This window comes from Nonomuraea helvata (assembly GCF_039535785.1).
GTDB lineage: Bacteria > Actinomycetota > Actinomycetes > Streptosporangiales > Streptosporangiaceae > Nonomuraea > Nonomuraea helvata.
The window spans coordinates 2,117,791-2,141,976 of the sequence record NZ_BAAAXV010000009.1 but is presented as its reverse complement, the minus strand read 5'-3'; the positions used below and the strand labels follow the sequence as shown (position 1 = coordinate 2,141,976).

General features: G+C 67.5%; 24 protein-coding genes. 20 read left to right on the top strand and 4 right to left on the bottom strand.

Features of this window, described 5'->3' with window-relative positions; translation table 11 throughout:
* Positions 1–12 precede the first annotated feature (12 nt).
* Complete coding sequence (locus ABD830_RS43370) at positions 13–939, top strand: bifunctional DNA primase/polymerase (RefSeq protein ID WP_345000489.1); 927 nt, start codon at positions 13–15, stop codon at positions 937–939.
* A complete protein-coding gene (locus ABD830_RS43365) occupies positions 936–2,507 on the top strand; it encodes a YfjI family protein (protein WP_345000487.1) in 1,572 nt (523 codons plus the stop codon). The genes ABD830_RS43370 and ABD830_RS43365 overlap by 4 nt, the downstream gene beginning before the upstream one ends.
* Here ABD830_RS43365 and istB read toward each other — a convergent pair.
* Both istB and istA read right to left on the bottom strand, forming a co-directional pair.
* A complete protein-coding gene (istB, locus tag ABD830_RS43360) occupies positions 2,504–3,415 on the bottom strand; it encodes an IS21-like element helper ATPase IstB (RefSeq protein WP_345000485.1) in 912 nt (303 codons plus the stop codon). The genes ABD830_RS43365 and istB overlap by 4 nt on opposite strands.
* Positions 3,415–4,638: an IS21 family transposase gene (istA, locus tag ABD830_RS43355; protein WP_344987496.1), complete on the bottom strand. Its 1,224-nt coding sequence runs from the start codon at positions 4,636–4,638 to the stop codon at positions 3,415–3,417. The genes istB and istA overlap by 1 nt, the downstream gene beginning before the upstream one ends.
* Before the next feature lie 364 nt (positions 4,639–5,002).
* Here istA and ABD830_RS43350 point away from each other — a divergent pair, with 364 nt between their 5' ends.
* From ABD830_RS43350 to ABD830_RS43320, 7 genes are all read left to right on the top strand, one after another.
* On the top strand, positions 5,003–5,209 hold the full coding sequence (locus ABD830_RS43350; RefSeq protein ID WP_345000483.1) for a helix-turn-helix domain-containing protein: 207 nt from the start codon (positions 5,003–5,005) through the stop codon (positions 5,207–5,209).
* Positions 5,206–5,466, top strand: coding sequence for a hypothetical protein (locus ABD830_RS43345; RefSeq protein ID WP_345000481.1), 261 nt, complete (start codon positions 5,206–5,208; stop codon positions 5,464–5,466). The genes ABD830_RS43350 and ABD830_RS43345 overlap by 4 nt, the downstream gene beginning before the upstream one ends.
* Positions 5,466–5,990 (top strand): hypothetical protein, encoded by a 525-nt coding sequence (locus ABD830_RS43340; protein WP_345000479.1) that lies wholly within the window; start codon positions 5,466–5,468, stop codon positions 5,988–5,990. Before ABD830_RS43345 ends, ABD830_RS43340 begins: the two co-directional genes overlap by 1 nt.
* Before the next feature lie 692 nt (positions 5,991–6,682).
* Positions 6,683–7,675 carry a hypothetical protein gene (locus ABD830_RS43335; protein WP_345000477.1) on the top strand — a complete coding sequence of 331 codons (993 nt, stop codon included), beginning with the start codon at positions 6,683–6,685 and terminating at the stop codon, positions 7,673–7,675.
* 681 nt (positions 7,676–8,356) lie between these two features.
* Entirely contained in the window at positions 8,357–9,931 is a 1,575-nt protein-coding gene (locus tag ABD830_RS43330; protein ID WP_345000475.1) for a type I restriction-modification system subunit M, read from the top strand.
* A complete protein-coding gene (locus ABD830_RS43325; RefSeq protein WP_345000472.1) occupies positions 9,924–11,117 on the top strand; it encodes a restriction endonuclease subunit S in 1,194 nt (397 codons plus the stop codon). The genes ABD830_RS43330 and ABD830_RS43325 overlap by 8 nt, the downstream gene beginning before the upstream one ends.
* 3 nt (positions 11,118–11,120) lie before the next feature.
* Positions 11,121–14,192, top strand: coding sequence for a type I restriction endonuclease subunit R (locus ABD830_RS43320; protein ID WP_345000470.1), 3,072 nt, complete (start codon positions 11,121–11,123; stop codon positions 14,190–14,192).
* Positions 14,193–14,641: 449 nt separating this feature from the next.
* Here the strand turns inward: ABD830_RS43320 and ABD830_RS43315 are convergent, their stop codons facing one another.
* Positions 14,642–15,103 (bottom strand): hypothetical protein, encoded by a 462-nt coding sequence (locus ABD830_RS43315; RefSeq protein ID WP_345000467.1) that lies wholly within the window; start codon positions 15,101–15,103, stop codon positions 14,642–14,644.
* 323 nt (positions 15,104–15,426) lie between these two features.
* On the bottom strand, positions 15,427–16,095 hold the full coding sequence (locus tag ABD830_RS43310; protein ID WP_345000465.1) for a YdcF family protein: 669 nt from the start codon (positions 16,093–16,095) through the stop codon (positions 15,427–15,429).
* Positions 16,096–16,309: 214 nt separating this feature from the next.
* On the opposite strand from ABD830_RS43310, the gene ABD830_RS43305 reads away from it, so the two are divergent.
* From ABD830_RS43305 to ABD830_RS43255, 11 genes are all read left to right on the top strand, one after another.
* Positions 16,310–16,564, top strand: coding sequence for a hypothetical protein (locus ABD830_RS43305; RefSeq protein WP_345000463.1), 255 nt, complete (start codon positions 16,310–16,312; stop codon positions 16,562–16,564).
* Positions 16,561–17,085 carry a DUF6879 family protein gene (locus ABD830_RS43300; protein ID WP_345000461.1) on the top strand — a complete coding sequence of 175 codons (525 nt, stop codon included), beginning with the start codon at positions 16,561–16,563 and terminating at the stop codon, positions 17,083–17,085. Before ABD830_RS43305 ends, ABD830_RS43300 begins: the two co-directional genes overlap by 4 nt.
* Positions 17,086–17,108: 23 nt before the next feature.
* The gene (locus ABD830_RS43295; RefSeq protein ID WP_345000459.1) at positions 17,109–17,987 is read left to right on the top strand and encodes a helix-turn-helix domain-containing protein; all 879 of its coding nucleotides are present in this window, start codon (positions 17,109–17,111) and stop codon (positions 17,985–17,987) included.
* 126 nt (positions 17,988–18,113) lie between these two features.
* Complete coding sequence (locus tag ABD830_RS43290; RefSeq protein WP_345000457.1) at positions 18,114–19,280, top strand: radical SAM family protein; 1,167 nt, start codon at positions 18,114–18,116, stop codon at positions 19,278–19,280.
* Positions 19,273–19,893: a 3'-5' exonuclease gene (locus ABD830_RS43285; protein ID WP_345000455.1), complete on the top strand. Its 621-nt coding sequence runs from the start codon at positions 19,273–19,275 to the stop codon at positions 19,891–19,893. Before ABD830_RS43290 ends, ABD830_RS43285 begins: the two co-directional genes overlap by 8 nt.
* Entirely contained in the window at positions 19,868–20,536 is a 669-nt protein-coding gene (gene tmk, locus ABD830_RS43280) for a dTMP kinase (protein ID WP_345000453.1), read from the top strand. The genes ABD830_RS43285 and tmk overlap by 26 nt, the downstream gene beginning before the upstream one ends.
* 46 nt (positions 20,537–20,582) lie before the next feature.
* Positions 20,583–21,443, top strand: a complete 861-nt coding sequence (locus ABD830_RS43275) for an SAM-dependent methyltransferase (protein ID WP_345000451.1) — start codon at positions 20,583–20,585, stop codon at positions 21,441–21,443.
* A complete protein-coding gene (locus ABD830_RS43270) occupies positions 21,440–21,772 on the top strand; it encodes a hypothetical protein (RefSeq protein ID WP_345000449.1) in 333 nt (110 codons plus the stop codon). The genes ABD830_RS43275 and ABD830_RS43270 overlap by 4 nt, the downstream gene beginning before the upstream one ends.
* Before the next feature lie 491 nt (positions 21,773–22,263).
* Entirely contained in the window at positions 22,264–22,614 is a 351-nt protein-coding gene (locus tag ABD830_RS43265) for a hypothetical protein (RefSeq protein ID WP_345000448.1), read from the top strand.
* A 72-nt stretch (positions 22,615–22,686) separates the two neighbouring features.
* Positions 22,687–23,958 carry a methyltransferase, FxLD system gene (gene fxlM, locus ABD830_RS43260; RefSeq protein ID WP_345000446.1) on the top strand — a complete coding sequence of 424 codons (1,272 nt, stop codon included), beginning with the start codon at positions 22,687–22,689 and terminating at the stop codon, positions 23,956–23,958.
* 11 nt (positions 23,959–23,969) lie between these two features.
* Entirely contained in the window at positions 23,970–24,143 is a 174-nt protein-coding gene (locus ABD830_RS43255; RefSeq protein ID WP_345000444.1) for an FxLD family lanthipeptide, read from the top strand.
* Positions 24,144–24,186: the final 43 nt, after the last annotated feature.

Genomic DNA, 24,186 nt, shown 5'->3' with positions numbered 1-24,186 from the left:
CCTCTCACCTCGGTGCCAAACGCTGAAACCAAGATCTCCAACGTACACCGCACCCTCGCCCACGCGCTTGCCGCAGCCGCACGCGGCTGGCATGTCTTCCCGCTGCTGCCCGGTGGGAAGCGTCCGCTCAAGGGGTTCACGGACTGGGAACGGGCGGCTACGACGGACCCGGACCTGATCCGCCGATGCTGGGCGCGGGCGCCGTACAACCTCGGCATCGCCTGTGGCCCGTCGGGGCTGGTCGTGGTGGACCTCGACACGCCCAAGACGAACGAACTGCCGCCTTCGCCTTGGGATCGGCCCGGGGTCAACGAGGGCGCGGACATGCTGGCGCTGATCTGCCTGGAAGCCGGACAGCCGCTCCCGTTCGACACGTTCACCGTCCGCACCCGGCGCAACGGCACGCACCTGTACTTCGCCGCACCCGCCGAGCTGCCTCTGGGCAATACCGCCGGGCGGCTCGGCTGGCTGATCGACACCCGGGCGCAGGGCGGTTACGTCGTCGGGCCGGGCAGCTTCGTGGATCTCCCGGACGGCGTCGGCTCGTACGACGTCATCCATAACGGTCCGGCGGCTCCTCTCCCGGCATGGCTCGCCGCGCTGCTGACGCCGCGCGAAGTCGAAAACAAGCGCAGTCCGGTGTCGCCGCGCGAGATGTTGGCCAGGCTCGGCGGGCGTTCGACGGGATACGTGTACGCCGCGCTGCGGAGCGAGGTACAGCACGTGCTCGAAGCCGTGCCCGGCGTCCGGAACCACACGCTCAACGCCGCCGCCTTCGCGCTGGGACAGCTCGTCGCCTCCGGGCTGCTCCCCTCCGAGCTTGCCGAACAGGCACTCATGACCGCCGCCCAGGCCATCGGCCTGCCCTGGCGCGAGGCGGCCACCACCATTCGCTCCGGCCTCACCGCCGGGGCCCTGCAACCCCGAGGGATCGCATGACCGCGCCGCTTGAGGCCGACGCCATCTTGAACGACCTGGACGCTCCCGCCTCCATCGCCCATCTGCATCAACACCTGCGGGCCGTCGCCTCGGGCGAAGACCCTCGGGTGTGGGAAGACCCGATCCCGATAGACGCCATGGCGTCGCTGCCGGAGTTCCCGACCGAGGTGTTCCCCGAGCCCATCGCGGCGATGGTGCTCGGGGTGGCCGCCGAGATGCAGGTCCCGCCGGACATGCCTGGCTGTCTGGTTCTGGCCGCGCTGGCCACGGGCGCAGGCGGGCGTGCCGAGGTGCGGGTCCGAGGTCAGTGGCGCGAGCCGCTCAATCTGTACACCGCGGTTGCGGCGGCTCCTGGTATGGGAAAGTCTCCGGTCTTCAACGCGGTCATGGCGCCGGTCTTCGCAGCCGAGTCCCGGCTCCAGGATCGAGTGCGGCCGAAGATCAAGGAACTGGAGGCCGAGCAGCGCCGCGCCAAGGCACGTGCGGAGGCCGCCCGGCGCAGAAGCAAGTCGCCGGAGGATGAAGAGGCCGCGGCGGACGCCCTGCAGCAGGCCGAGGAGATCGAGATTCCCGTCCTGCCCAGGCTGTACGTGGACGACGTCACTCCCGAGACAGGCACGACAGTGCTCGCCGAGCAGGGCGGGCGCATGGCGGTCCTGTCGTCCGAAGGTGCCTTCCTGGAGAACATCATGGGCCGGTACAGCAGTGGAAAACCCAACCTCGAACTCGCCTTGAAGGGGCATGCCGGCGACCGACTCCGTGTTGACCGGCGCGCCCGCGCAGAGTCCGTTGAGCGGCCCGCTCTTACCGTGGGCGTCTGCATCCAGCCACAGATGCTGGAGGACTTGTCCGGGTCCAAGCAGATGCACGGCAGGGGCGCTCTCGCGCGGGTGTTGTTTTGCCTGCCTCCCGACCTGGTCGGACATCGAAACGTTCGCCACGAGGCGAATCTCGACGAGGACGTGCTCCGCACGTACATGGACCTCATGACGAATCTGATCGCGGACCTGGCGGATGTAGACGAGATGGTGACGGTCGAGCTTTTGCCCGAGGCTGTGGAGGCTCACCTCCGCTTCAGGGAGGAGATCGAGCCTCGTCTTCGCCGGGGCACGGGCGACCTGGAGTCGCTGCGCGAATGGGCGAGCAAGCTGGGCGGGCACACCGTCCGGCTGGCGGGCCTGCTGCACCTGGCCGAGAACACCATGGACGGCCTGCAGAAGCCGATCAGCGCTGACACCATGCGCAAGGCCATCAGACTCGCCAGGTACTTCACGGACCACGCCATGGCCGCCTTCGGCATCATGCGGGCGAATCCGCTCCTGGACCCCGCGCGAGCGGTACTCGCCTGGATCCGCAAGGCGTCACACGCCGAGATCACTGTCCGGCAGGTCCAGCGCGGGTTCCAGAAGCGGTTCGGCACCTCCGAGGACGTCGCCCGCGTGCTCTCCCTCCTGGAGGAGTACGGATATCTCCGGTTCATCGAGGCGGCCCCAACGGGAGGGCGCAAGTCCCTCCGATACGCGGTCAATCCCCAGATATTCGGTGACACGGTGACAGAAGCCTCCTAGAGGCGTGCTGACCTGGGTGTCAACGACGGCCGAATTCTGACCCCCTGACGACGGTTGAATCTTGACCCCCTGATGTTGTCGTTGGCTACTGCTCGTGCTCGGATCGGGCTGGTGGAACCCGGCCCAGGTCGCGGTTCTTCAGCCGGTAGCTGTCTCCCTTCAGTGAGATCACTTCGGCGTGGTGGACGAGGCGGTCGATCATGGCGGCGGCGACCACGTCGTCGCCGAATACCTCGTCCCCAGCGTCCGAAGGGCTTGTTGGACGTGACGATCAAGCTGGCGCGTTCGTAGCGGCTCGAGACCAGCTGGAAGAACAGGTTGGCGGCCTCGGGCTCGAATGGGATGTAGCCGACCTCGTCCACGATCAGGACCGGGATGCGGGCCAGCTTGACCAGCTCGTCCTGCAAGCGGCCGACGGTGTGCGCGTCGGCCAGGCGGGCCACCCACTCGGCCGCGGTGGCAAAGGCGACCCGGTGACCGGCCTGGCATGCGCGGATCCCCAGCCCGATCGACAGGTGCGTCTTGCCGGTGCCGGGCGGGCCGAGGAAGACCACGTTCTCCCGGGCGGTGACGAAGTCCAGCGTGCTCAGATGGGCGATGGCCTCGCGTTTGAGTGAGCGCTGGTGGTCGTAGTCGAAATCTTCTAGAGCCTTGCGGGCCGGGAAGCGGGCGGCGCGGATGCGGGCCTCGCCGCCGTGGGAGTCGCGGGCGGCCACCTCGCGTTGCAGGCAGGCGGCCAGGAACTCCTCATGCGTCCAGGACTCGGCGCGGGCTCGTTCGGCCAGCCGTTCGACGGCCGCGGCCAGCGACGGCGCCTTCAGCACCCGGGTCAGATAGGCCAGCTCGGCGGCAAGGTTGCGGCCATTCGCGGCCGCCGCCGACGCGGTGCTGGTGGTTCGTGTGGCCATCACGCCACCGTCTCGATGCCGAGCAAAGCGTCGTAGTCGCTGAGCTGGCGTTGTTCCACCTCAGTGTCGATCGGCGTGGCCACGGCCTGCAGCCTGGCTGAGCGCAGCGCCGCCGCGGCCCGGGCGTGAGCGGGGTCGGTGAGCGTCTGGTGGGCGTCCCAGCAGCGCTCGTGCCGGGCCATCACCTGGCCGGCGCAGGTCACCGTGACGTGCTCCAGGTCGGCGACGACCTCGACCAGGCGGCCGATCGCGGACGGGTGAACGGAGTAGTCGTTGGAGGCGACGCGCACGTAGTGATCGCGCGCCAGCCGGGTCGCGCTGCGCCAGCCCACGGTCGGCGGCACTGGCGGCAACGCGACCATCGCCGCCCGATCCGCGCCGATCCGGTCCGCCGGACGGCAGTCCAGACGGCGATGATGGCGCTGGTTGGCTCGCTGCAGCCAACCCTCCAGCTGGGTGTTGAAGTCGTGCGGGCCGGTGAAGGCGCGGCCCGGCAGGAATGAGGTCTCCAGATAGCCGTTGGCCCGCTCCACCAGCCCTTTGGCTTCCGGATCGGCCGGCCGGCACTGCAGGATGCGAGCGCCCAACGTGCCGCGGAAGGCTTCGGCGTCGCGGGTGAGCTGCGGGCGGCCGCCTTTCCATGCCCCGATGGCGCCCTCGTTGTCCCACACGAGAGTCTTCGGGGTGGCGCCGAGCAGGGACAGCAGCGCCCACATCCCAGCGAACAGATCCCCCGCTGCGCGGGAAGGCAGCATCCGGGCCAGCAGCCAGCGCGAGTAGCCGCAGACCAGGACCAGCACCGGCAGGCTCATCCCGCGGCCGGGCCCGACCGGGATGCGGGCCGGCGGGAACCATAGATCGCATTGAGCCAGCTCGCCCGGCTGGTAGCTGGTGCGCGAGGCCGGATCGACGGGCCGGTACTCCGGCCGGATCTGCCGGATGCGGTCCTTGAGCACGGTTATCGACCGCTGCCAGCTGATCCGCTCGGCGATCACCGTCGCGGGCATGTCCGGCCACTGCCGCAGCAGCTGGCGGATCTGCGGTTCTACCGCATCCACGATCGACTTCTTACTTGGCCGTTGATACTTCGGCGGCTCCTCGGCCGCCAATGCCCGCCGCACCGTGTTCCTGGCGATGCCCAGATGCCGCGCGATCGCTTTGATCGGCATGCCCTCGGCCCGGTGCAACCGGCGGATCTCCGCCCAGTCCTCCACCTTGATCACCCTCCAGAGTGAACTGCAAGGGGGGTCAGATTTCGGCCGTCGCCTGGGGGTCAGTATTCACGCGTCGTCGACACTGGGCTGATGAATGTCATCGGCAGGAGTGACAAAGGCGGTGACGGTGGGCTGCCCGGGATGACAAAACCGTGGTCGCCGAATGTCATCTAGCCCGGATGACATTCGTTCGCCCAGGTCAGCCTCGCTCTCTCGGTCCGCGTCATCCGATTGTCATCTCGGCAGATGACACCGTTGGCGCAGGTCGGAGGGCGCATAACCTCTTCTGTCACCGCTTTCCCGTCCTGGAAGGACGTCGGCCCCTATAGACCTGGGCAGGCGCTAAGCCGGTTAATCCTGTAGGTATCGGCCCGTGACGACCACTCAGCTTCCCGAACGGCCCACCATGAGCGTGGCCGAAGCAGCCGCTGCCCTCGGGCTCCACCGCGATGCCGCCTATGACGCGGTGCGCCGCGGGGATCTGCCCTCCATCCGTATCGGGCGGAAAATCCTCATTCCCACGGCCAAGCTCGCCTCGATGCTCGGCCTCCCGTACGCCTCGGAGGAGGTCGCCGAATGACCGGTGCCCAGGCCACCACCATCACGGCCGCGGAACGGGCCCTCGCCGTTCTCCTGGCCGAGTGGGGCGTGCCCGACCCCGGCCGTCGAGCCGCCGACGCCATCAGCGTGGTCATGCGTCACGGCCTGCGCCCCACCGCCGCCCGGTCGGCAATTCCTACGCGCGCGCTCCGTGGCGTACCCAACGCCACCATCGCCAGGCGAGGCGCCGAGCACGCCCGCGAACTGCTGGCCGCCCGACCCAGAGGGGATGCGTGATGGGGCGCCCCACCAAGCTCACTCCAGACCTTCAGGATCAGCTCTGCCGGCATCTGGCGGCCGGCCACTTCCTGGGCATGGCGGCCGAGTTGTGCGGCGTGGGCCGCTCGACCGTTCACCGGTGGATGGCCGAAGGCGAAGGGGAAGACGCTCCCACCGAGTTGAGGGCGTTTCGCGAGGCAGTTACACGCGCGCGTGCGAAGGCCGCCGACGTCCTGATCGCCGCCGCGTTGGCGGACGCTGTCGGCGGTGTGCTCGTCCGAGAGGCTGAGCGACCGGACGGTACGCGAGAACGCGCCTGGAGCCAGCCGAACGGCCGGATCGCGCTGGATCTCCTCTCGCGGATGTTCCCCGACGATTGGCGTCCGGTGAAGGCGGTGGAGGTATCCGGCCCTCAAGGTGGCCCCGTCAACCTGACCCACAATGAGGCCGTCATCGAGAACATTCGCGCCCGGGTCGCCAAGTCAAGGGCGCGGCGGCAGGCCGAGACCGGGACGGAAGGTCTACGAGAGCCGACGCCCTGAGATCGATCCACCGCTCTAGGGATCCCTAGCAGCCGTCTGACCTGCCGATACGACGTTAACGAAAAAAGTGTCTAGCTTCCCTCCTCCATCATGAAGAGGAAGCAGGACCACATGGATCAGCCCCCCACCTCCTGGGCGCTCCCTGAATGCACCCGACCCGTAGGGCACCACCGCATGAGCGAATCAGGCGCCGAACTGCCTACAGCAGGGTGGGACGAGATCGTGCGTATCACCGAGAACGTCTATGAGAGCGCCCCTCAGAGAGGCGGGAACCCTTGGAGGGGTGGGCAGAGACTGCTCTTCCCGCGAGGCGCGGTGGTCTACCAGGCGCAACTCCACGCCTTGGCCATCGGAAGGGCAGACCGAGCCGAGATCGATGTCACGGAGCGCGCGGCAAGCGTACGCCGAAGCGGGAGTTGGGCCCCAGAGGGCAGGAGCTGAGGTCTGATGCCGGCGCTTACTTCGACCGGATTCCCAGCATGTTCACGCCCACGCCGAAAGGCATCCGCAGCGGGTTTCGGGACTTTTGGGAGTCGCTACGCGCGTACGCGCGCGAGGCCATCGCCGAAGTCACCGAGTACCTCGCCCCGCCTCGACGCCGACACTGATCTGGCCGACCGGCCTCCCCCTCTCCTGGACCACGGACGCCACACCGTCCCGAAACCGTCGGTCCCCGCCGCTACCGTGTCCGCATGCCCGCACGGTCCAATGACTTCCAAGCGGTCGTCTACTTCATCAAGAAGAACCTCGCCGCTGACGCCACCGTCACCGAATCAGCGCAGCTGCGCGATCGCGTCACCGGTCAGCTGCGCGAAGTCGACGTCGTAGTCGCCGGCCACATGGCTGGCCACCCTACGGTGATCGGCATCGAGTGCCGCGGCCGGTCCAGAAAGGACGCCGTGTCCTGGGTAGAGGAGATGCGCGCCAAGCACGACGACCTGCCCACCGACCAGCTGGTACTGGTCTCGGCATCGGGATTCAGCAAGGCCGCAACCCTCAAGGCCAGGCACTACGGGATCCAGATCGTCACCCCGGGCAGCCCGATCGCCGACGACGGCCCCCTGGCCAGGCTCAGAGACCCGCAGGTGGACTTTCTCGGCGTCACCCATGACCGGCTGGTCGCCTTGCACGGCATGGTCGAGCTCGACGGCCAAACGCACATCAGCGAGCTCACCCCCGATCTCGTCCTGTTCGCCGCTGACGGAACCGAACTCGGGCCATTGGCCGACCTCGTCAGAAGCACCTATGACGGGCTGGACCTCCGCTCGGCGCTCGCCGCAGCGCAAGGCGGCGACCAGTACCTGGTCATCGACGTGCGCCGGCCGCGCCTGCCGCAACCGGGGTCCGAGGCGATCGAGGTGTACCTCCTGCGCGAAAGCCATCCACCGCACCTACTTCCCCTACGCGGCCTTCGCATCATCTGCGCAAGCCGCGTCGATGTCCGTCCCGTGCAGATGTCGGCCGGAGAACTGCACGGCCCAGGGTTCCAGGATGCAGCGTTCGCTTACGGATCAGGCCAGGTAGCTGGGGTTGATGCGCTGCTGGTCTTCACCCACGCCAGCGGCCGCGAACACCTCTCCGTCCGCTTCACCGATGCCACTGGCGTCACCACGGACTGGACAGCCGATCCGGAAAGTCAAGAACTGATTCCTCAGACCTCGGCACTGGAAGCAGGCGGCGGCTGATCCCCCGGCGCAGGGAGCGTTGGTGGACAAAGAGCGCCGCTGGAACCCTGCCACCAAGCGCCGCCGGTCACATGGAGGTCGTCATGCCGGACGCGAGGGTGGCACTCTCTTCCGCGAGGTGCAGCGGCCGGACGGCAGTGCCGAACAGCAGAAGGCACCGCCGAATGGGAAGATCGCTTGGAGGACTTCGCGCATGAACCGGACACACTGGCGGCCAGGGGCTGTAGAGGCCACTGGGTTGAACAGAGGTCGGGTCAAGCTCGACCGCCAGGACCAGGCGATCGAGAACGTCATCGCGAGAGTGGCAGTGGCCGACGCGACGCCAAGGCCGCCTTGGGCCCTACGAGGAACGCTTGGTGAGAACGCGGACGGCCGTCGTCACCAAAGCGGCCTTCGGCCGGGTCGGTCATCAGGGCGTGTGCCTGGCCGGGGTGTTCGAGGCAGTCTGTTGGAGCAGAAAGAAGATCAACCAGCCGAGGTGTCCGGCCTCGGCTGGACGCGTCAGTAGTTGGGCTGTTTGCCGAAGTCCGGAGCCCTAGGGAGGGCTATCGTGAGTGGGCGCCCGCGCAGGGAAGTACGACGCCCGCCGGTCCATGGCGGGCACGCCCCGAAACTGGGTACCAGCAGGAGCTCTACGGCCTTCGGGTCGCCACCTTTGACGAGCAAGGACACCCCCAATTGATGGCAGTGACCCAGCAGGAGATTGAGAACCGCTTGTGGGATGCCGCCGACGAGCTGCGCGTGGCGATGCCCGAGGCGCAATACTCCTCCGTCATCTTCCCGCTGATGTTCTGGAAGTACCTGTCGGATACCTGGGAGCACCAGCACCAGGAGTTCCTGGCCGACAACGAGGGCTTGGACGACCTGTCCGCCGAGGAAGCTCACGAGATCGAGTACCGCGACTACCAGTCGTTCGAGATCCCGTTCATCCACCCCGGTACCGTCCAGCAGCGTCGCGCCTCCTGGACGTCCATCCTCGCCACCATCACCCAGCCCGGCCTCGGCCAGCGCGTCCGTGCCTCCCTGCAGGCCATCGAGACGGCCAACCCTGACAAGTTCTCCCGCCTGTTCGGGTCCATGACCTGGACCTCCGAAGAGGTGCTGTCGGGGGAGGTGCTGGCGGCGGTCATGCAGACGATGGACCGCACCCCGAAGATGCACGAGGGCAACATGTCCCACGACGTCCTCGGTGGGGCGTACGAGTACCTGCTGAAGCGGTTCTCCGACGGGTCCGGTACCCGAGCCGGCCAGTTCTTCACCTCCCGCGAGGTCGTCGAGCTGATCGTCGAGGTCCTGGACCCCAAGGGCTACGAGTCGGTGTACGACCCGACCTGCGGCTCGGGCGGCATGCTCATCGCCTCCGCGAACCTCCTGAAGGTCCGCGGCGGGCGTGGCTACACACTCAAGTTGTACGGGCAGGAGGCCGTACCGGACACTGCGGGTGTGGCCCGCATGAACCTCTTCATGCACAACCTCACCCAGTTCAAGGTGGAGGTTGGGGACACCCTGAAGGACCCGCGGTTCAAGAAGCCGGACGGGTCCGTCGCGCAGTTCGACGTGATCGTCGCCAACCCGCCCTACAGCCTGAAGTGGAAGCCCTGGAGCAATGACCCGCGCGCCCTCGGCGGGGTCGCCCCGCCGTCGACGGCGGACTGGGCGTTCGTGCAGCACATGATCGCCAGCATGGGCCCGAAGAAGGGGCGCGCTGGGGTCGTCTTGCCGCACGGCGTCCTCTTCCGAGGTGGCCAAGAGGCAGCCATCCGCCAGCGCGTCCTGGACGATGACCTGCTCGAAGCGGTCATCGGCCTGCCTGCCAACCTCTTCTACAACACCACCATCCCCACGGCGATTCTGGTGTTCCGCGCACCCGGCACCAAGGACCCAGAGCGGCAGGGCGGCGTCCTGTTCATCGACGCCTCCAAGCGGTTCACCAAGGCCAAGAATCGCAACATCCTCACCGACGCCGACATCGCCGACATTGTGACCGCCTACCACTCGAAATTGGACGCCGACGGCAACCCGGTGGACCCCGACGGAGAAGGCGGACTCGCGGCGCGATTCGTCCCTGCCACGGAGATCGCGGCGAACGGATACGACCTCAACATCGGGCGGTACATCAAGCAGGCCGCCGCCGAGCAGGAAGACCTCGGCACCCTCATCGACGCCTACAACATCGCCCGAGCTGAGCGCCAGAAGGCCGAACAGCACATGCTCGCCATCCTCGCTGCCGCCGGGATCGAGGGCTTCGATGAGTGACTGGGAGCAGATCACCCTCGGTGACCTGCTGGCCCGCGTGCGCCGCAAGGTGGCCTTGGAGGATGGCGTCCCCTACCCCGCAGTCAGTGTCCAGATGCATGGGCGCGGCCTCGGCGAGAAGGAGCCATTCGTCGGCGGAGTCTCGAAATACACGACGCTGAACACGGTGCGAGAGAACGACGTCGTCCTCCGCACGATCACGGCGTTCGAGGCCCCTGCAGGCGTCGCGCGGGCGGAGCATGACGGCACCCACGTCTCCGGTGTGTTCATCACCTTTGAGGTGGATCAGAGAGCTCTCCCGGAGTTCCTGGGGCTGTACTTCCAGACGCCAGTGTTCTGGGACGAGATGCAGAACCGTGCCTCGGGAACGGTCTTGCGCCGCAAGACCATCTCCGAAACCTCGTTCCGTGCCATCCCGTTCGCTTTGCCCCCGCTGCCGGTGCAGGAGCGGATCGTCGAGGTGATCCGCGCAGTCGACGACCAGATCAGCGCACTCGACGCCGAGGCGGGGGCGCTGGCAGCGCTTCTGCGTCGCCGACGAGCCGACTTCGTCACCGACGACTCATTTGAAGCCGTGACGGCCGAGCACGCCTTCGACTTCTCCACTGGCGTGCGCCGGACACCCGACAGGGCGACCGGCCGGTACATGACGCCCTACCTCCGTTCCGCGAACGTCGGCTATGGGACGCTCGACCTGTCCGACGTGCTGGAGATGAACTACGACCCAGTGGAGCGCGAGAAGTTCGGCCTCCGCTACGGCGACGTCGTGGTGTCCGAGGGCAGCGCAAGCGCGAATGCCGTTGGGATGCCCGCCATGTGGCGAGACGAGCTGCCGGGGCCTGTCTGCACCCAGATGACCCTGCTTCGTCTCCGGGCGCTGGAAGGGGTATGCGTTCCTGGGTTCGTCTTCCACTGGAGCATGTGGGCCTACGAATCCAGAGCCTTCCTCGACGTCGCGGGCGGTACCAACATCAAGCACATCAGCGCCAAGCGGGCGAAGGGCATGACCGTGCGCCTACCGTCGCTCGGTCGCCAACGCGAGATGGTGGTCGAGCTCGACGCGATGGAGTCTGCGTTGAAGGCGACCCGCGCGGAGGCCGCCCGTCTCCGTGGCGTTCGAGCAGGGCTGCTGGCGGGACTGCTGGACCGCACCATCGAGATTGAGTCGGCCAAGCTGGAGGTCTGAGCCGTGGCGAAGGGTATTCGCGAGCGTGAGTTCCAGAACCTGATGATCCAGTGGTCCCTCCCCATGGGCTGGACCTTCACCGCGGGCAGGTCGCTGCCGCGTGAGATGACGCAGACGGTGGTGGCCAGCCTGTTGCGGGACGCCATCGTCCAGTTCAACCCCGGGGTGATCGACGGGTTCGACGTGGATGCGGTGGTCGAGGAGATCGTCGCCACGGTCAACGCCGTCGAGGGCGGGCTGGTGCGGGCCAACGAGCAGGTGCTGCGCCTGCTGCGAGGGCACAAGGAGTTCCGGGACGCCGACGGCGTGTGGCACGCCCTGAAGGTCATCGACTTCGAGCACCCGACCGCCAACACGCTGGTCGTGTCGGACGAGGTGACCATCACCGTCCCCGGCAAGACCTCCCGCCGGTTCGACCTCGTGTACTGGGTCAACGGCCTGCCCCTGGTCGTGGTTGAGGTGAAGTCGCCGACCGCGAATTCTGGTTGGGCGGACGCCGCCCGCGAGATCAACGACGTGTACGCCACCGAGTACCCGTGGTTCTTTACCCCCAACGTCTTCGCCGTCGCCTCCGATGGGCTGAAGGTGCGGTTCGGTGCCGCCGGTGCTCCCACGAACCTGTGGCAGCCGTTCCGGTCCACTGCCGACGACGAGAACCTGTCCGGGCAGGCCGACGTGCAGCGCTCCGTCGAGCTGCTGCTCAACCCGGCCACCGTCTTGGACATGCTGGCGAACTTCGCCTTGTTCGACACCTCCGGGGGCGGGGTGGACATGAAGTACCTGCCCCGCTACCCACAGATGGAGGCCGCCCACCTCATCCACGAGCGAGTCCTAGCCGGCGGCCAGAAGGGTCTGATCTGGCACCACCAAGGGAGCGGAAAGACGCTGCTGATGGTGTTCGCCGCCTCGCTGCTGCTGGCCGACACCCGCACCGAGTCGCCCACAATCATCCTGCTCTCGGACCGAACCCAACTCGTCCGCCAGACCTCCGGGGTGTTCACCTCCGCCATGGGGGGCGCCTACTTCCACCAGCCCGCCACCAGCCAGGAGTTGCGTTCCCTGCTGGCCGACGACGTGCGCGGCGTCATCTCCACGACCGTGCACAAGTTCGCCGACGCCGGCAAGAACCTGTCGACCCGGGGCAACATCATCGTGCTGGTCGACGAGGCACATCGCACTCAGTCCGATAGGTCGGAGTCCCTGGCCGGCCAGATGCGCGCAGCGTTACCGCACGCGAAGTTCTTCGGCATGACCGGTACCCCCGTCAGCAACCTCGCCACTGACACCTTTGCCCTCTTCGGCGAAGAGACCGACCCGGGCAGGGTTCTGCATCGGTACTCGGTGTCCCGGTCTCTGCTGGACGGGGCCACCGTTCCGGTCATGCTGGACCCGCACCCGGTTGCCTTCGATTTGGACGACCAGGCGTTGCAGGCTGAGTTCGACCAGTTCGCCGACGACTTCGACCTCGATGATCCCGACCGTGAGCTCCTGTCCCGCAAGTTCGGGCGCCTCACCTCGGTGTTCGCCAACCCCGACCGCATCCACGCGGTCTGCCAGGACATCGTGGACCACTACCTTGCCGGCGCCTACCGCAACGCCCTCAAGGCCCAGGTCGTCGCCTACAACCGTGAGCTGGCCGTGGCCTACACCAACAAGATCAACGAGCTGCTGGCCGGCTTCGAGGCATCACAGGTGCTCGCCGAGGTCGGCAAGCACGGCCGGATCACCGCCGAGGTGAACATCTCCGTCTCCGACGCCAAGGGCGAAGACCCCGCCATGCGGCCGTTCCAGCTCTCGGAGGCCGAGGAGGAGGACCAGAAGCGGCGGTTCCTCACCCCGGACGACCCACTCTGCTTCCTGGTGGTGACCGCGAAGCTGATGACAGGATTCGACGCCCCCAACGAGGGCGTCCTCTACCTGGACAAGCCGCTGAAGGCCCACACCCTCTTCCAGACGATCACCCGCCCCAACCGCACCTGGGTATCCCCGACCGGATTCGTGAAGACCTCCGGCGTGATCGTGGACTACATCGGCCTGGCCGAAGAGGTCCAGCGGGCCGTCGTCGACCCCGCCTCGCCGGGGGCCGGCAAGGGCGGCGGGTTCGTCACCGACCTGTCCGAGCTGGTCGACGAGTTCCGCACCACCTTCGCCCGTATCGAAGACCTTCTCGTGGATGTGGACGGCCTGGACCTCACGGTCCACGGATACGAGTCCGTGCGGGCCATCAACGCCTTCCTGGACGCCAACCCCGGCACCGCCGAAGTGTTCACCAAGGACTACCGGCTCCTGGCCCGCCTGTACCCGCTCATCAGCACCGACAAGCGGGTGGCCAAGTACCGGGACGGTTTCGGGCTGTTCGGGTCCGTGTACACGACCCTGTTCAAGAAGTCCTCCGACGAGGAGAGGAAGGAGCGGCTGAGTGAGCTGGGGCCGATGGTCCTGGAGATCATCAATGCCCACGTCCACTCCTTCTCTGTGGTCGCCTCTCAGGAGGAAGCCCTCGTCCTGGACGCGCAGGGCATCGCCATCCTCAAGGAGCTGCTGGCCCTTGTCCGTCCCAAGCCCGGCAAGGACGGCGAGGACAAGAGGCCGCCGTCCGCGGCGGAAATCTTGGACCACATCAAGGCCGCCCTCGAAAGGGGCGTCGAACCGGGGTCCGCGAAGTACACCGCCCTCGCCGAGCGGATCAAGCTGCTGCGGGACCGGATCATCCAGAACTCCCAGGACGCCCTGGAGTTCCTGTCCGAGGCGCTCCGGATCGCTCGCGCCATCGTGAACGCCGGGAAGCACCCCGACGAAGCCGTGGTGCTGGACGACGACCACGTGGGTGTCCTGTCGCGGATCATCCACGACCATGCACCGCCCGGCCTCACAATCACGGAAAGGAACCTGGCCGAGGAGATCGACCAAGTGGTCACCCGCACCCTCGCTCGGTCATGGGACAACGCCGACGCCCGCAACCGAGGCGTCCGTCGCGCCACCGCCGCGGTCTTCCGCCGGTACATGCTGAAGCCGGTGGGGGAGCCATATGACTCCACCGTCGCCTACATCGAAGCCCATTACCTAGTTGACTGACGAATGGAGGCCCGGCAAGCTCTGGCGACTGTCGGGCCTCGTCGCGCTGCTCGGGCCATGATTCACACCTGCTGGCGCAGCCGATCCTCCGCTCGCTTCTGCTCGGATGGCCGTAGCGCACCCCCCGCCACCTTGGAGGCAGCCACCGAGTACGTCACCCACCTGGCCGCCACACCCACGCGGAAGGGCACTCTTCCCGCGCCCTCGGACCATCAAGCGCGCGTTGGCCTGGCTGGCCTCCCCTCAACGCCGAGTTTGCCCGGCTCGCCCTGTGCAACTACCACGAAGAACGCAGCTCCGCCGGGCGCCGGACCGACCAGCCAACACGCGAGAGCCCTCGCCGGCAAGGCCGGCGAGGGCTCTCGGGCCGCCGCCCACGCGTTCGGGTCATCACTCCCGAGGGCCGGCGACGAAGTCCCAACCACGCACGATCAAGGACGTCTACAAGACTACGCGGCGGGCTCGGCGAGAATCTGTGACATGCGCTGGTGAGACATAGACAGGGCGCTGCCCGAGTCGCGCGTGTTCCAGCCTTGCGCCTTGAGGAGGCGGGCGGTGCGGCGGACTGCGTCACGCTCGGCCTGCTCGGCGAGGACGCGCGCCTGGCGTGCGTCATACACGGCCGCGATGGCGGCCGCGGCATCGGGGTCGGCGGGGGCAAGGTGGACGCCAACCGTGCCGGGCTCGGCCTTCAGGGTGTCGAAGATGAGTCCAGCGATGTTGCTCCTGACGTCGGCCCACGTCGCGCCCTGGGCCTGGACGGTATGTCCGCCAGGGAGTTCAGCGATGGCGGTCCACAGTTTGCCGGTGCGGGTGGCGGTGGCGTGGTAGGTGGTGGCGACTGGGAGGTCGGTGTCTTCGCCCGAGGGAATGAGGTCGGGCTGGTCGAAGATCGCTTCGTGGTTCATCATGGCGTTCAACCTAGGGACCCAAGCGAGATTTGTCTAGTGTGCTAGACAAATTTTGTCTAGCACACTAGACAACTCCTCGCAAGGACGCCCACGCCTGCACCGCACTCAGCCCGGATGTACCCGTTGGACGACAGGCGATTTGTCCGACCAGCAGCCGCGGCTGACAAGCGGCGGGACAGCCCGATGCGCGGTGTGGGGCTCTGAGAGCCTCCAGGAGGGGCGCAACTGCTCGGGTGGAGATGATCAAGCAGTGGTGGGGTCCTGCCCCTCTCCGGCCATCCTGCTACCGAGGAGGGGACTCTCTTGGTAAGGCCCTCGGCCAGTCAGGGCATCAGGAGCCTGCTGTCGAATCCGGCGCGGAGGAGAACCTGGTAGGCGTCATGGACCGCTCCTGGGACGTGCTGCTCGATGGCGTAGCCGAGCTTGGGGTACTCGATCACGCGCTGGAGGTCGCCGACGAGCATGTCGATGACCAACTTCGGATCACCGATCGAGTTGACGTAGTCGTCCAGCTCAAGCGGCTCGGAAGCGCACACCACCTCGACCTCGGGCCACACCTTCCGTGCCGTGGCGTACGCCCGGCGCTCCATGTAAGGCTTGGAGACCAGTAGCACCGAGGCGGGACGGTGCCCCGCCTGGGTCAGCACCTGGCGGGACAGGGTGATGTTCTGCCCGGTGTTGCCGGCATTGGGTTCGAGGAGGATCGCCTCGTTCGGGACTCCGAGCGCGAGGGCGTGCTCGCGGTAGTGGATGGCCTCACCGCGGGGAAAGCGTGCCGCGGTGGTGGGGCTGGTGGCGCCGGTGAAGACGAGCCGCGGGAACCATCCTGCGAGGTACAGCTCGGCCGCCGCTCGCGCGACCCCCAGATCGTGGCTGCCCAGGCCAATGGCCACATCGCACCGGCGCAGGTCGTGGTGCATCTGGTGGTAGTCCCAGATGGTACGGGCGTGCCGCCACTGCTCGCCGGTAATGGCCTGCTGCTCGACGCTCACTCGGTGACTCCCTGCCTGTACTGGTGGGCGGTTATGTCATTGATCAACCAGTGCCGTGCGCCGCCATCATGACTCGCCTGGTGGTTGGAGTTGACTTCCCGGATGGCCATGTACGACGCCCCAGAGCGATCACGTCTGAAGGGTTGACGGCTACGTCGAGGCCGTAGTCCCCTCATGGTGAATGTTCTCGAATTCTTCTCCACCGGAGGTAGGTATGAGGGTGATGTTCCTCGGTTCGACCTCGCAGAACGGCGGCTCGCCCACACTGTGGGCAACAGACCGGGGCAGCCTCGTGGTGCGCGGCTACCGCATCACTGACCCGCAGGCACTCGTCGATCTGGGGGAGGTGCCTTCCGGTGAGGCCGACATCGAGATCCCGCTGGAGCTGCTGAGCTTCTACCAGGCCCCCGCCGCCTACGACGCCGCCACGACCCCGGCGGCCGGCGGAAGCGCCGAGGAGGGGCGTTGACCCTGGTTTCCGGCGACGCGTTCGGGGATCTGTTCAGGTCGTTCGAGCACACCGCGTTCCGGCTGGAGCCGAGGGAGCGCTACAACTCCCCTGGCGAGCACGAGCCGCTCCGCCGATTCCTCGCCGGTGAGCCCGACGACCTGGTGTGGAATCGGCCCTGGCTCGACCTCATGGCCGAACACGCGGCCAAGGGCAAGTTCGTCCATCGCGTGCGGGTCGTCTCCGTCCCGTTGTCGGACTACTCCCGCTTCGGCTTGTGGTGTGCGGAGTTCGCCATCCAGGCCGGCGAGGACATCCGCTATCTGAACCGGGCGCAGGCGGCCGGTCTGCCGGAGCTCGACTATTGGCTGTTCGACTCCAAGCGGGCCGCTCGGCTGAAGTTCGACGAGGATGACGTACTGCTTGGCGCCGAGATCGTCACCGACCCGGCCACCGTGGTCGAACTGGCGGCAGCGCGTGACGACGCCTGGCATCGGGCGGTCACGCGCGAACAGTTCCTCGCCGACCTGGCACGGGAGTAGGACGGCTGAGTAGAAAAGGGGGCGTGACCAGCGTCCAGCAAGCCCGAGAGGCGCTCGGCAACAAGCTGCGCAGCCTGCGCGCGTCCGCGGGCCTGACCGGCCGTGAGCTCGCCGAGCGTCTCTCCTGGCCTGCCTCGAAGATCTCGAAACTGGAGACGGGGAAGCAGACCCCCACCGAGGCCGACGTCATCGGCTGGGTCGGCGCGACGACCGGCGACGAGCAGGACAGCGCCTCGGTGCTCGCCATGCTGCGCACGATGGAGTCTGCGCACGCGGAGTGGCAGCGCCTCCTGAGCGGGGGCACCCGGCATCACCAGGGCACCTGGGCCGACATGGAACGGCGCGCTGCTCGTCTCCGGGTCTTCGAGCCCGCCTTCGTTCCCGGGCTGCTCCAGACAGCGGGATACGCCCGTCACCGGCTGGCTCAGGCCATCACGGTATTCGGCATCACGAACGACATCGACGACGCCGTTCGCGCCCGGCTGGCCCGTCAGGAGATCCTCTACGACCCGCGGAAGCGCTTCCACTTCGTGATCACCGAAGCAGTCCTCCGGTACAGGCTGTGCCCGCCAGAGCTGATGCTGCCCCAGCTCGATCGGCTGGTGGCCGCCTCCACGCTGCCCAACGTGCGGCTCGGCGTCATCCCGTTCGGCACGCCGTTCGTCATCGCCCCCGGGTGCGGCTTCTGGATCTTCGATGACCGTCAGGTGCTCGTGGAGATCTTCTCGGCCGAGTTGACGTTGACCCAAGCCCAAGAGATCGACCTGCACGAGAAGGTCTTCGGGGCGATGGCCTCCGTCGCGGCCTACGGCGCCAGCGCCCGCGCCGTCATCACCTCGGTGATGGAGGAACTCCGTTCGGCGCTACCCGACGACGATGACGAAAGCGCCGCGACGGCGTAGCTCGATGTTTCGCCTCGTGCCCACCGGCTGGTCAGATTCGAGAAATCTCTAGAACTTTCCTCGCCCTTCTCCTCGCGCCCATGTCACGCTGACAGCGCCATCGACGGTCCTGACCTGGAGATTGTCGTGAGTTCAGCGTTCGTTCCGCTCCTCCCCAAGGAAGCCGTTGCCGCGCTCCCGCAGCGGGCCCGTGAGGTCGTCGAGTACCGGAAGTCGGGGTTGTCCCTCAATCACGTGCAGGGCTGCCCGCTCGGCTGCGCGTACTGCATCCGGCACACCTACGGCCTGTGGGACGCGGACCGGCCGCGGGCGTTGATGAGCGACGATGAGGCGGTCGAGCAACTCGTCAGCCATCGGTACTTCCGGCCGCACGACACCCCGTTGCAGGTGTTCAACCGGGCCACCGACCCGTTCCTGCCGGGCGTGCGGAGCCACCTGTTCGCAGTGCTGGAGGACCTCGACCGGCGCGGGCTCACGAACCCCGTGCTGGTGATCACCCGCGGTCACGTGGACGTCCGCGACTGCGAGCAGCTCAACGCCTTGAAGCACGTGAAGGTGACGCTGCTGTTCACGTACTCGGGGATCGACGACAAGCGGATCGAGCCGCACCCCTCGGGCATCGCCGTGCGCTCCATGCGGCTTGCCACGACGTACGGGCCACGCCGCTATCGGACCATCTTCTACTGGCGGCCCCTGGTGCCCGGCGTGAACGACACCGCGGCCCACCTGGCGCGGGCCGCGGGTCTGTCCAAATGGGCAGACGCCACCGTGTTCACCGGCTTGTTCTACCGGGACGAGATCGCCGACTACTACCGGGCCAACGGCCTGCCCGAGCCGTATCAGGAGACCACGCGCCGCAAGATCGTCCCTGAGACGCTGGAGGAACGCATCCTCGCGGCATTCGCCCGCCGTCCATCGAATGCGCCGCCGCTGTTCCGCAAGACTTCGTGCGCCGTCTCGTACGCCCACGGGCTGCCGGACTACAACGGCCACTACGGCATCAACGAGTTGTGCGACATCTGCCCGGCCGCCCAGCTCGACCGGTGCGCCCAGGTTCATCGAGCGCCGACCGTGAGCCAACTTCAGGAGGCCGCCGCAGTCCTGCCCGAAGCGGCCGGCATGCGCGTCATCAAGGTCACGGAGCGGGCGGCGCAGGTCGAGGGGCTGCCGTCCGAGCAGCCGCGCTATTACCTCCAGCACCGGTTCGGCTTCCAGGTCCATGACGCCGCACACCCGCATCGGCAGCGACGGCATGGCCGAGCCGAGATCGGATGGGAGAACGCGAATGGCTGACATCGACGGTCAGGCCCCATGGACGGAGTTCCGCTACGCGGTCGCGGACGTCGAAGGCAACGGTCAGCAGCCTCCAGATCTCGTTGAGCTGGCCATCGTCCTGATCGACCAGGGCACGGTGGGAGAACCGCTGACGTGGCTGGTGAAGCCTCCGAGGCCGATCACACCGCTGGCCCGCCGCATCCACGGCATTTCCAACCAGCAGGTGGCGTCTGACCCGCCTGCCGCCGAGTACGCCGCAGACATCATGGCGGTCTTCGAGGGTGCCATCTTCGTGGCGCACAACGCTCACGTGGATCTCAGCGTGCTGGCCCGGGAACTGCCCGGCTTCCAGCCTGCCCAGGTCATCGACACCCTGAAGCTGGCTCGCCGCCTTGCGCCCGGGCTCCCCTCGTACAAGCTGGGCACGCTCGCGAAGGAACTCAAGCTCACCGCGAACGTGGCCGCCAGTCTGAAACCCCACCGGGCGGCCTACGACGCTCTCGTCTGTGCCCGCCTCCTCGCGCACCTCGCTGCCGACGCGGGCCCGCTGCCGCTGGCCGCCCTCCTGACCGAAGCGGAAATGACCTCCTGCGAAGGATTGACCGATGACGCAGCTCAGACCCTTTTCTGATCACCGACGCGGCCTGTTCATCAGCATCGACGGGCCCTCCGGCGCCGGGAAGTCGACCATCGTCGCGCACCTGTCACAACTGCTGGTGGCCGATGGCGAGCACGTCCACACCACCGCCGAACCGTCCAACGGAGTCCTCGGCAAGATCGCCCGCGAGATGACCGAGACCATCACCGGCCCCGCACTGGCCTGCCTGTACGCCGCAGACCGCTACCACCACCTTGAGACCGAGATCAAACCCCACTTGGACGCCGGCGAAATCGTCCTCTGCGACAGATACGTACCGTCCGCCCTGGTCATGCAGCGCTTCGACGGAGTGGACCCGACATTCCTGTGGGGCCTGAACTCCCTGGCCGACCGGCCGGACTTAGCTGTGGTCCTCGAAGGCGCACCCGAACTGATCGCAACACGGCTGGCGGAACGAGGAGCGCACAACCGGTTCCAGCTCACCCCCAGCTCCAGCCATGCCGAGGCCCACTTCTACCGGCAGGCATGCGAGCGGCTCATCCAGGCCGGATACGACGTCCTACGCATCGATATCAACTCGGACGACGCGCACCAGATCGCGGTCACGATCAGGAACCGGCTCAAAGACTTCTTCGCCGTGCCCGACGACCAGCCACTGAGGACCGCCGCATGGTGACACCTCGAACCCCAATCCGCCCCTTCCCCTCTGAAGGTCTCAACTTATGGACTCCCGCCGCGCAACCCAGGTGACCTCGACCGGACCAGGAATCCCCGGCGATGCCCCGTCGATCGCCCGTGTCTACGACGCCGTGACCAAGGGGAAGGACAACCGGGCCAGCGATCGGGACGTGGTCAAGGCGATGACGAAGATTGCCCCGGAGCTTCCGGAGGCGGCCCGCGCGAACCTGGAGTTCGTCCCCCGCGGGGTTGAGGCAGTCTCCGAGCTGGGGGTTACGCAGTGGCTGAACCTCGGCTGTGGCCTACCGCAGGTGGGCGAGGAAACCACGCTGGAGACGGCCCGCCGCATTCACTCGAACGCCCGGGTGGCGTACGTGGACAACGATCCCTCCGTCGCCATCTTCGGGCGGGCGCTGCTCGCGGTGGAGGGCGCGACGGTGCTGGAGGCGGACGCGCGGGACGTGGACACAGTGCTTGCACACGTTCGCGGTTTCCTCGACCTTCGCCGGCCTGTGGGGATCGTGGCCACGGCGCTGGCGCACTTCTGGCCGGACGAGCAGAAGCCGGGAGACATCCTGCGCCGGTACATGGCAGCGTTCCCCGGCGGCTACCTCGTTTTCAGCCACGCCCGGGACGACCTCCTGACCGCTGACGAGCGTGATCGGCTTCTCACTGCGTACAAGCGGACCGCTGACATCTACCCGCGCCCGTTCGACACGATCCGAAGCATGTTCCTCGATGGTCTGCCCCTGCTGGAGCCCGGCCTTGTGGAGGCGTCGACGTGGCGGTCCACCGACCCAATCGCGCGCGACGTCGGCAGAGCCCACTTCCTCGCCGCGGTGGCAGCTTTCGGCTCGTGCGCCGAGCAGACGGTCAAGGAGAAGGAACCCGAGGGGGCGGCATGAGGCACCGCCGCTTCGCAGACCTCGACGACCAGCGCATCGACGACGAGCCCAAGTACCTCGACGACGAGGAGGGCGCCCGGTGCGCTGCCGCGCTGCAGGCCGAGTACGGCACAGTCGTATTCGTGCTGTGGGAGGTCGGGGGCAGGCACCTGACCGCGTGGTACCAGGGCCCCACGCCGAAGGGCCTCTACGTCAAAGGCCGCACCAAGCAGGACCTGCGCGAGCGCGTCTCGGCGATGCTCGGCGAGCTGCGGCTCGCCACGTCGATCCCCATGCAGCACCCCATCGTCAACGACATACTTCCCGGCCTCCGAAGGGGGCGCGGGTGACAAGACGAGACGCGGCCAGGCAGGCGAGCCCGCGCGCAGGCGGGAACGTCATGCCGCGTCTTGGCGTGGCCGGTCCCGGACGGCTCGTCCATGGCCGGCCCCGCACTCCGGCGCGGACCCAAGTCCGGAATCCGAGCACCCGTCGCGGTCCGCACCGCCTACAACTCGCAGTCCCACGGTGGAGCCCCTGGCCGCCGTGGGCTGCGAGCTCCACCGCCCGGCCGTCATCCCTTGTATGCGCCGCACCCCCTGGCGCGGCCGGGACCGAGGGAGGCGGATCTAGGCAGCCGTCTGCCCGCCTCCCTCACACCCTCTGGGCTTGTGACGCCCGAACCCCGCACGCGAAGGGCCTGACATGGACGCCGGTATCGCATGCGCTGCCATCCTCACCCTCGACATCGTCAGGAGGAGCCAGCGCCCGCCGCCCGCTGAGGACGGCGCGGACCACTCTCCCGTTACTGCTCACCCCACGGCAGAAGACAGTCAGACCCGTGTGGAGAGTGCAGACGATGGCCAGAGCCCGCCAACCGAAGACGGTTGAGCCGGAGCAGAACGAGCAGGAGGAACCCGCGTTCCCGTGGGAGCCATACAGGACGGTCGGCAGCCTGCTGCGCATCTCACACACCTCGTGCTGCGGCCTGTACGAGTGGGGGTCCGAGGGCGGCCTGTTCTTCGTGCTGCGCCGCACCGGCGACCGCTACGAGGAAACCGGACGCGGCCTCTACCGCTCAGCCCTGGACGTCTACATCGCTCTCGCCGAAGCGCACCAAGACCAGCACCTGAGCCGGGGGGAGACGCCGGAGCCCGACACCTTCCTCAAACGGAAGGGACGGCGTGGCTAACACACCCAGCAGCCCACCGACAGCCACCATCGACCGGTTGCCCATCACGACCAAGAAGAGGGGACTCCATCTGTGACCACCGACAACGACGTCCAGGACGCCGCCGCCCTGCGTGACGCCATGACCACCGCCGTGGCAACCACGTGCGCGGAGTGGGGCTTCCCGCTCCCGGTGCAGGTCGAGGCCGCGTTCCGTACGGTTCCCCGGCACCTCTTCGCCCCCGAGGTATCTCCGGAGAAGGCGTACGCGCTGGACATCGTCGAGGTCAAGCGCAGCGAGCACGGCGTGCTGACCTCCACGATGTCCGCGCCCGAGACCCAGGCCGTGCAGTTGGTGCAGGCTGACATCAGCCCGGGGATGCGCGTGCTGGAAATCGGCTCAGGTGGTTACTTCGCCTCCCTGATCTCGGAGCTGGTTGGCCCGACCGGTCAGGTCACGTCCATGGACATCGACGCCGACGTGATCAGCCGGGCCCGCGCTTGCCTGGACGCGGCCGGCTATGAGCGAGTGCGGGTCGCCACCGGCGACGCCGAGTACGGCTTGAAAGCCGATGCCCCCTACGACCGCATCATGGTCACTGTCGGCGCGTGGGATATCCCTCCGGCCTGGCGTCAGCAACTCGCCCCGCGCGGCAGGATCGTCGTCCCCCTGCGGATGAAGGGCATCAGCCGGTCGCTCGCCCTGGAACCTGCGAACGACCACCTCGTCGCCGTGTCGCAGGTGCTCTCCGGCTTCGTCTGGATGCAGGGCGCCGGCGCCAATGACGGTCACCTGTGGCTGCTGCGCGGGAAGAAGGTTGGGCTGCGCTTCGACGACGGGAGTCTGGAGCGGCCCAGCGCTCTCGATGGCGTCCTGGACAGCGAGCCCGCCGCAGCCTGGTCCGGGGTGACCGTCCAGAGGTCGGAACCGTTCCCGGACCTGGCGCTGTGGATGGCGACCGCGTTCCCTGGCTTCTGCCACCTGGTCGTGGACACCAGTGACGGTGACCCCGGAGTCGCGGTCGAGCCGGGTGGACGCCAGTTCCCGTTCGCCGCAGTCGATGACGACAGCGACTCCTTCGCCTACCTGTCGGTCCGCCCGGCGGGCGAGGGCGTCGTCGAAATGGGCGCGCACGGTTACGGGCCTCACGGGTCTCAGATCGCCGAGGCCATCGCGGAACAGGTGCGGGTGTGGAACCGCGACTACCGCAACGGCCCCAGCCCCGACTTCGCCGTCTGGCCGATCGGCACCCCTGAGACGGCGTTGCCTGAGGGCGCGCTGGTCATCGACAAGCGCCACACGAAGATCACGATCTCCTGGCCCGACGTAGCTGCTCGGAGCCAGGTAGCCCCACCCACCCAGTGAAGGAGGAAGCAGTGTCCATCGACACCATCGAGGCAGCCAACGGGTTGCTTGCCGACGAGTTCGAGCTCGACATGCGCGTGATCGAGGCAAGCATGCCGATGCCCGTGCTGGCGTGCGACACCAGCGACGGCTGTAACCCCTCGTGCGCGAGTTCCTGCGCCACCGCCGTCGCCGACCCGTTCTGACGACGGAGTAACCCCCCGCTGTCGGCGCCTGCCCTGGGCGGCG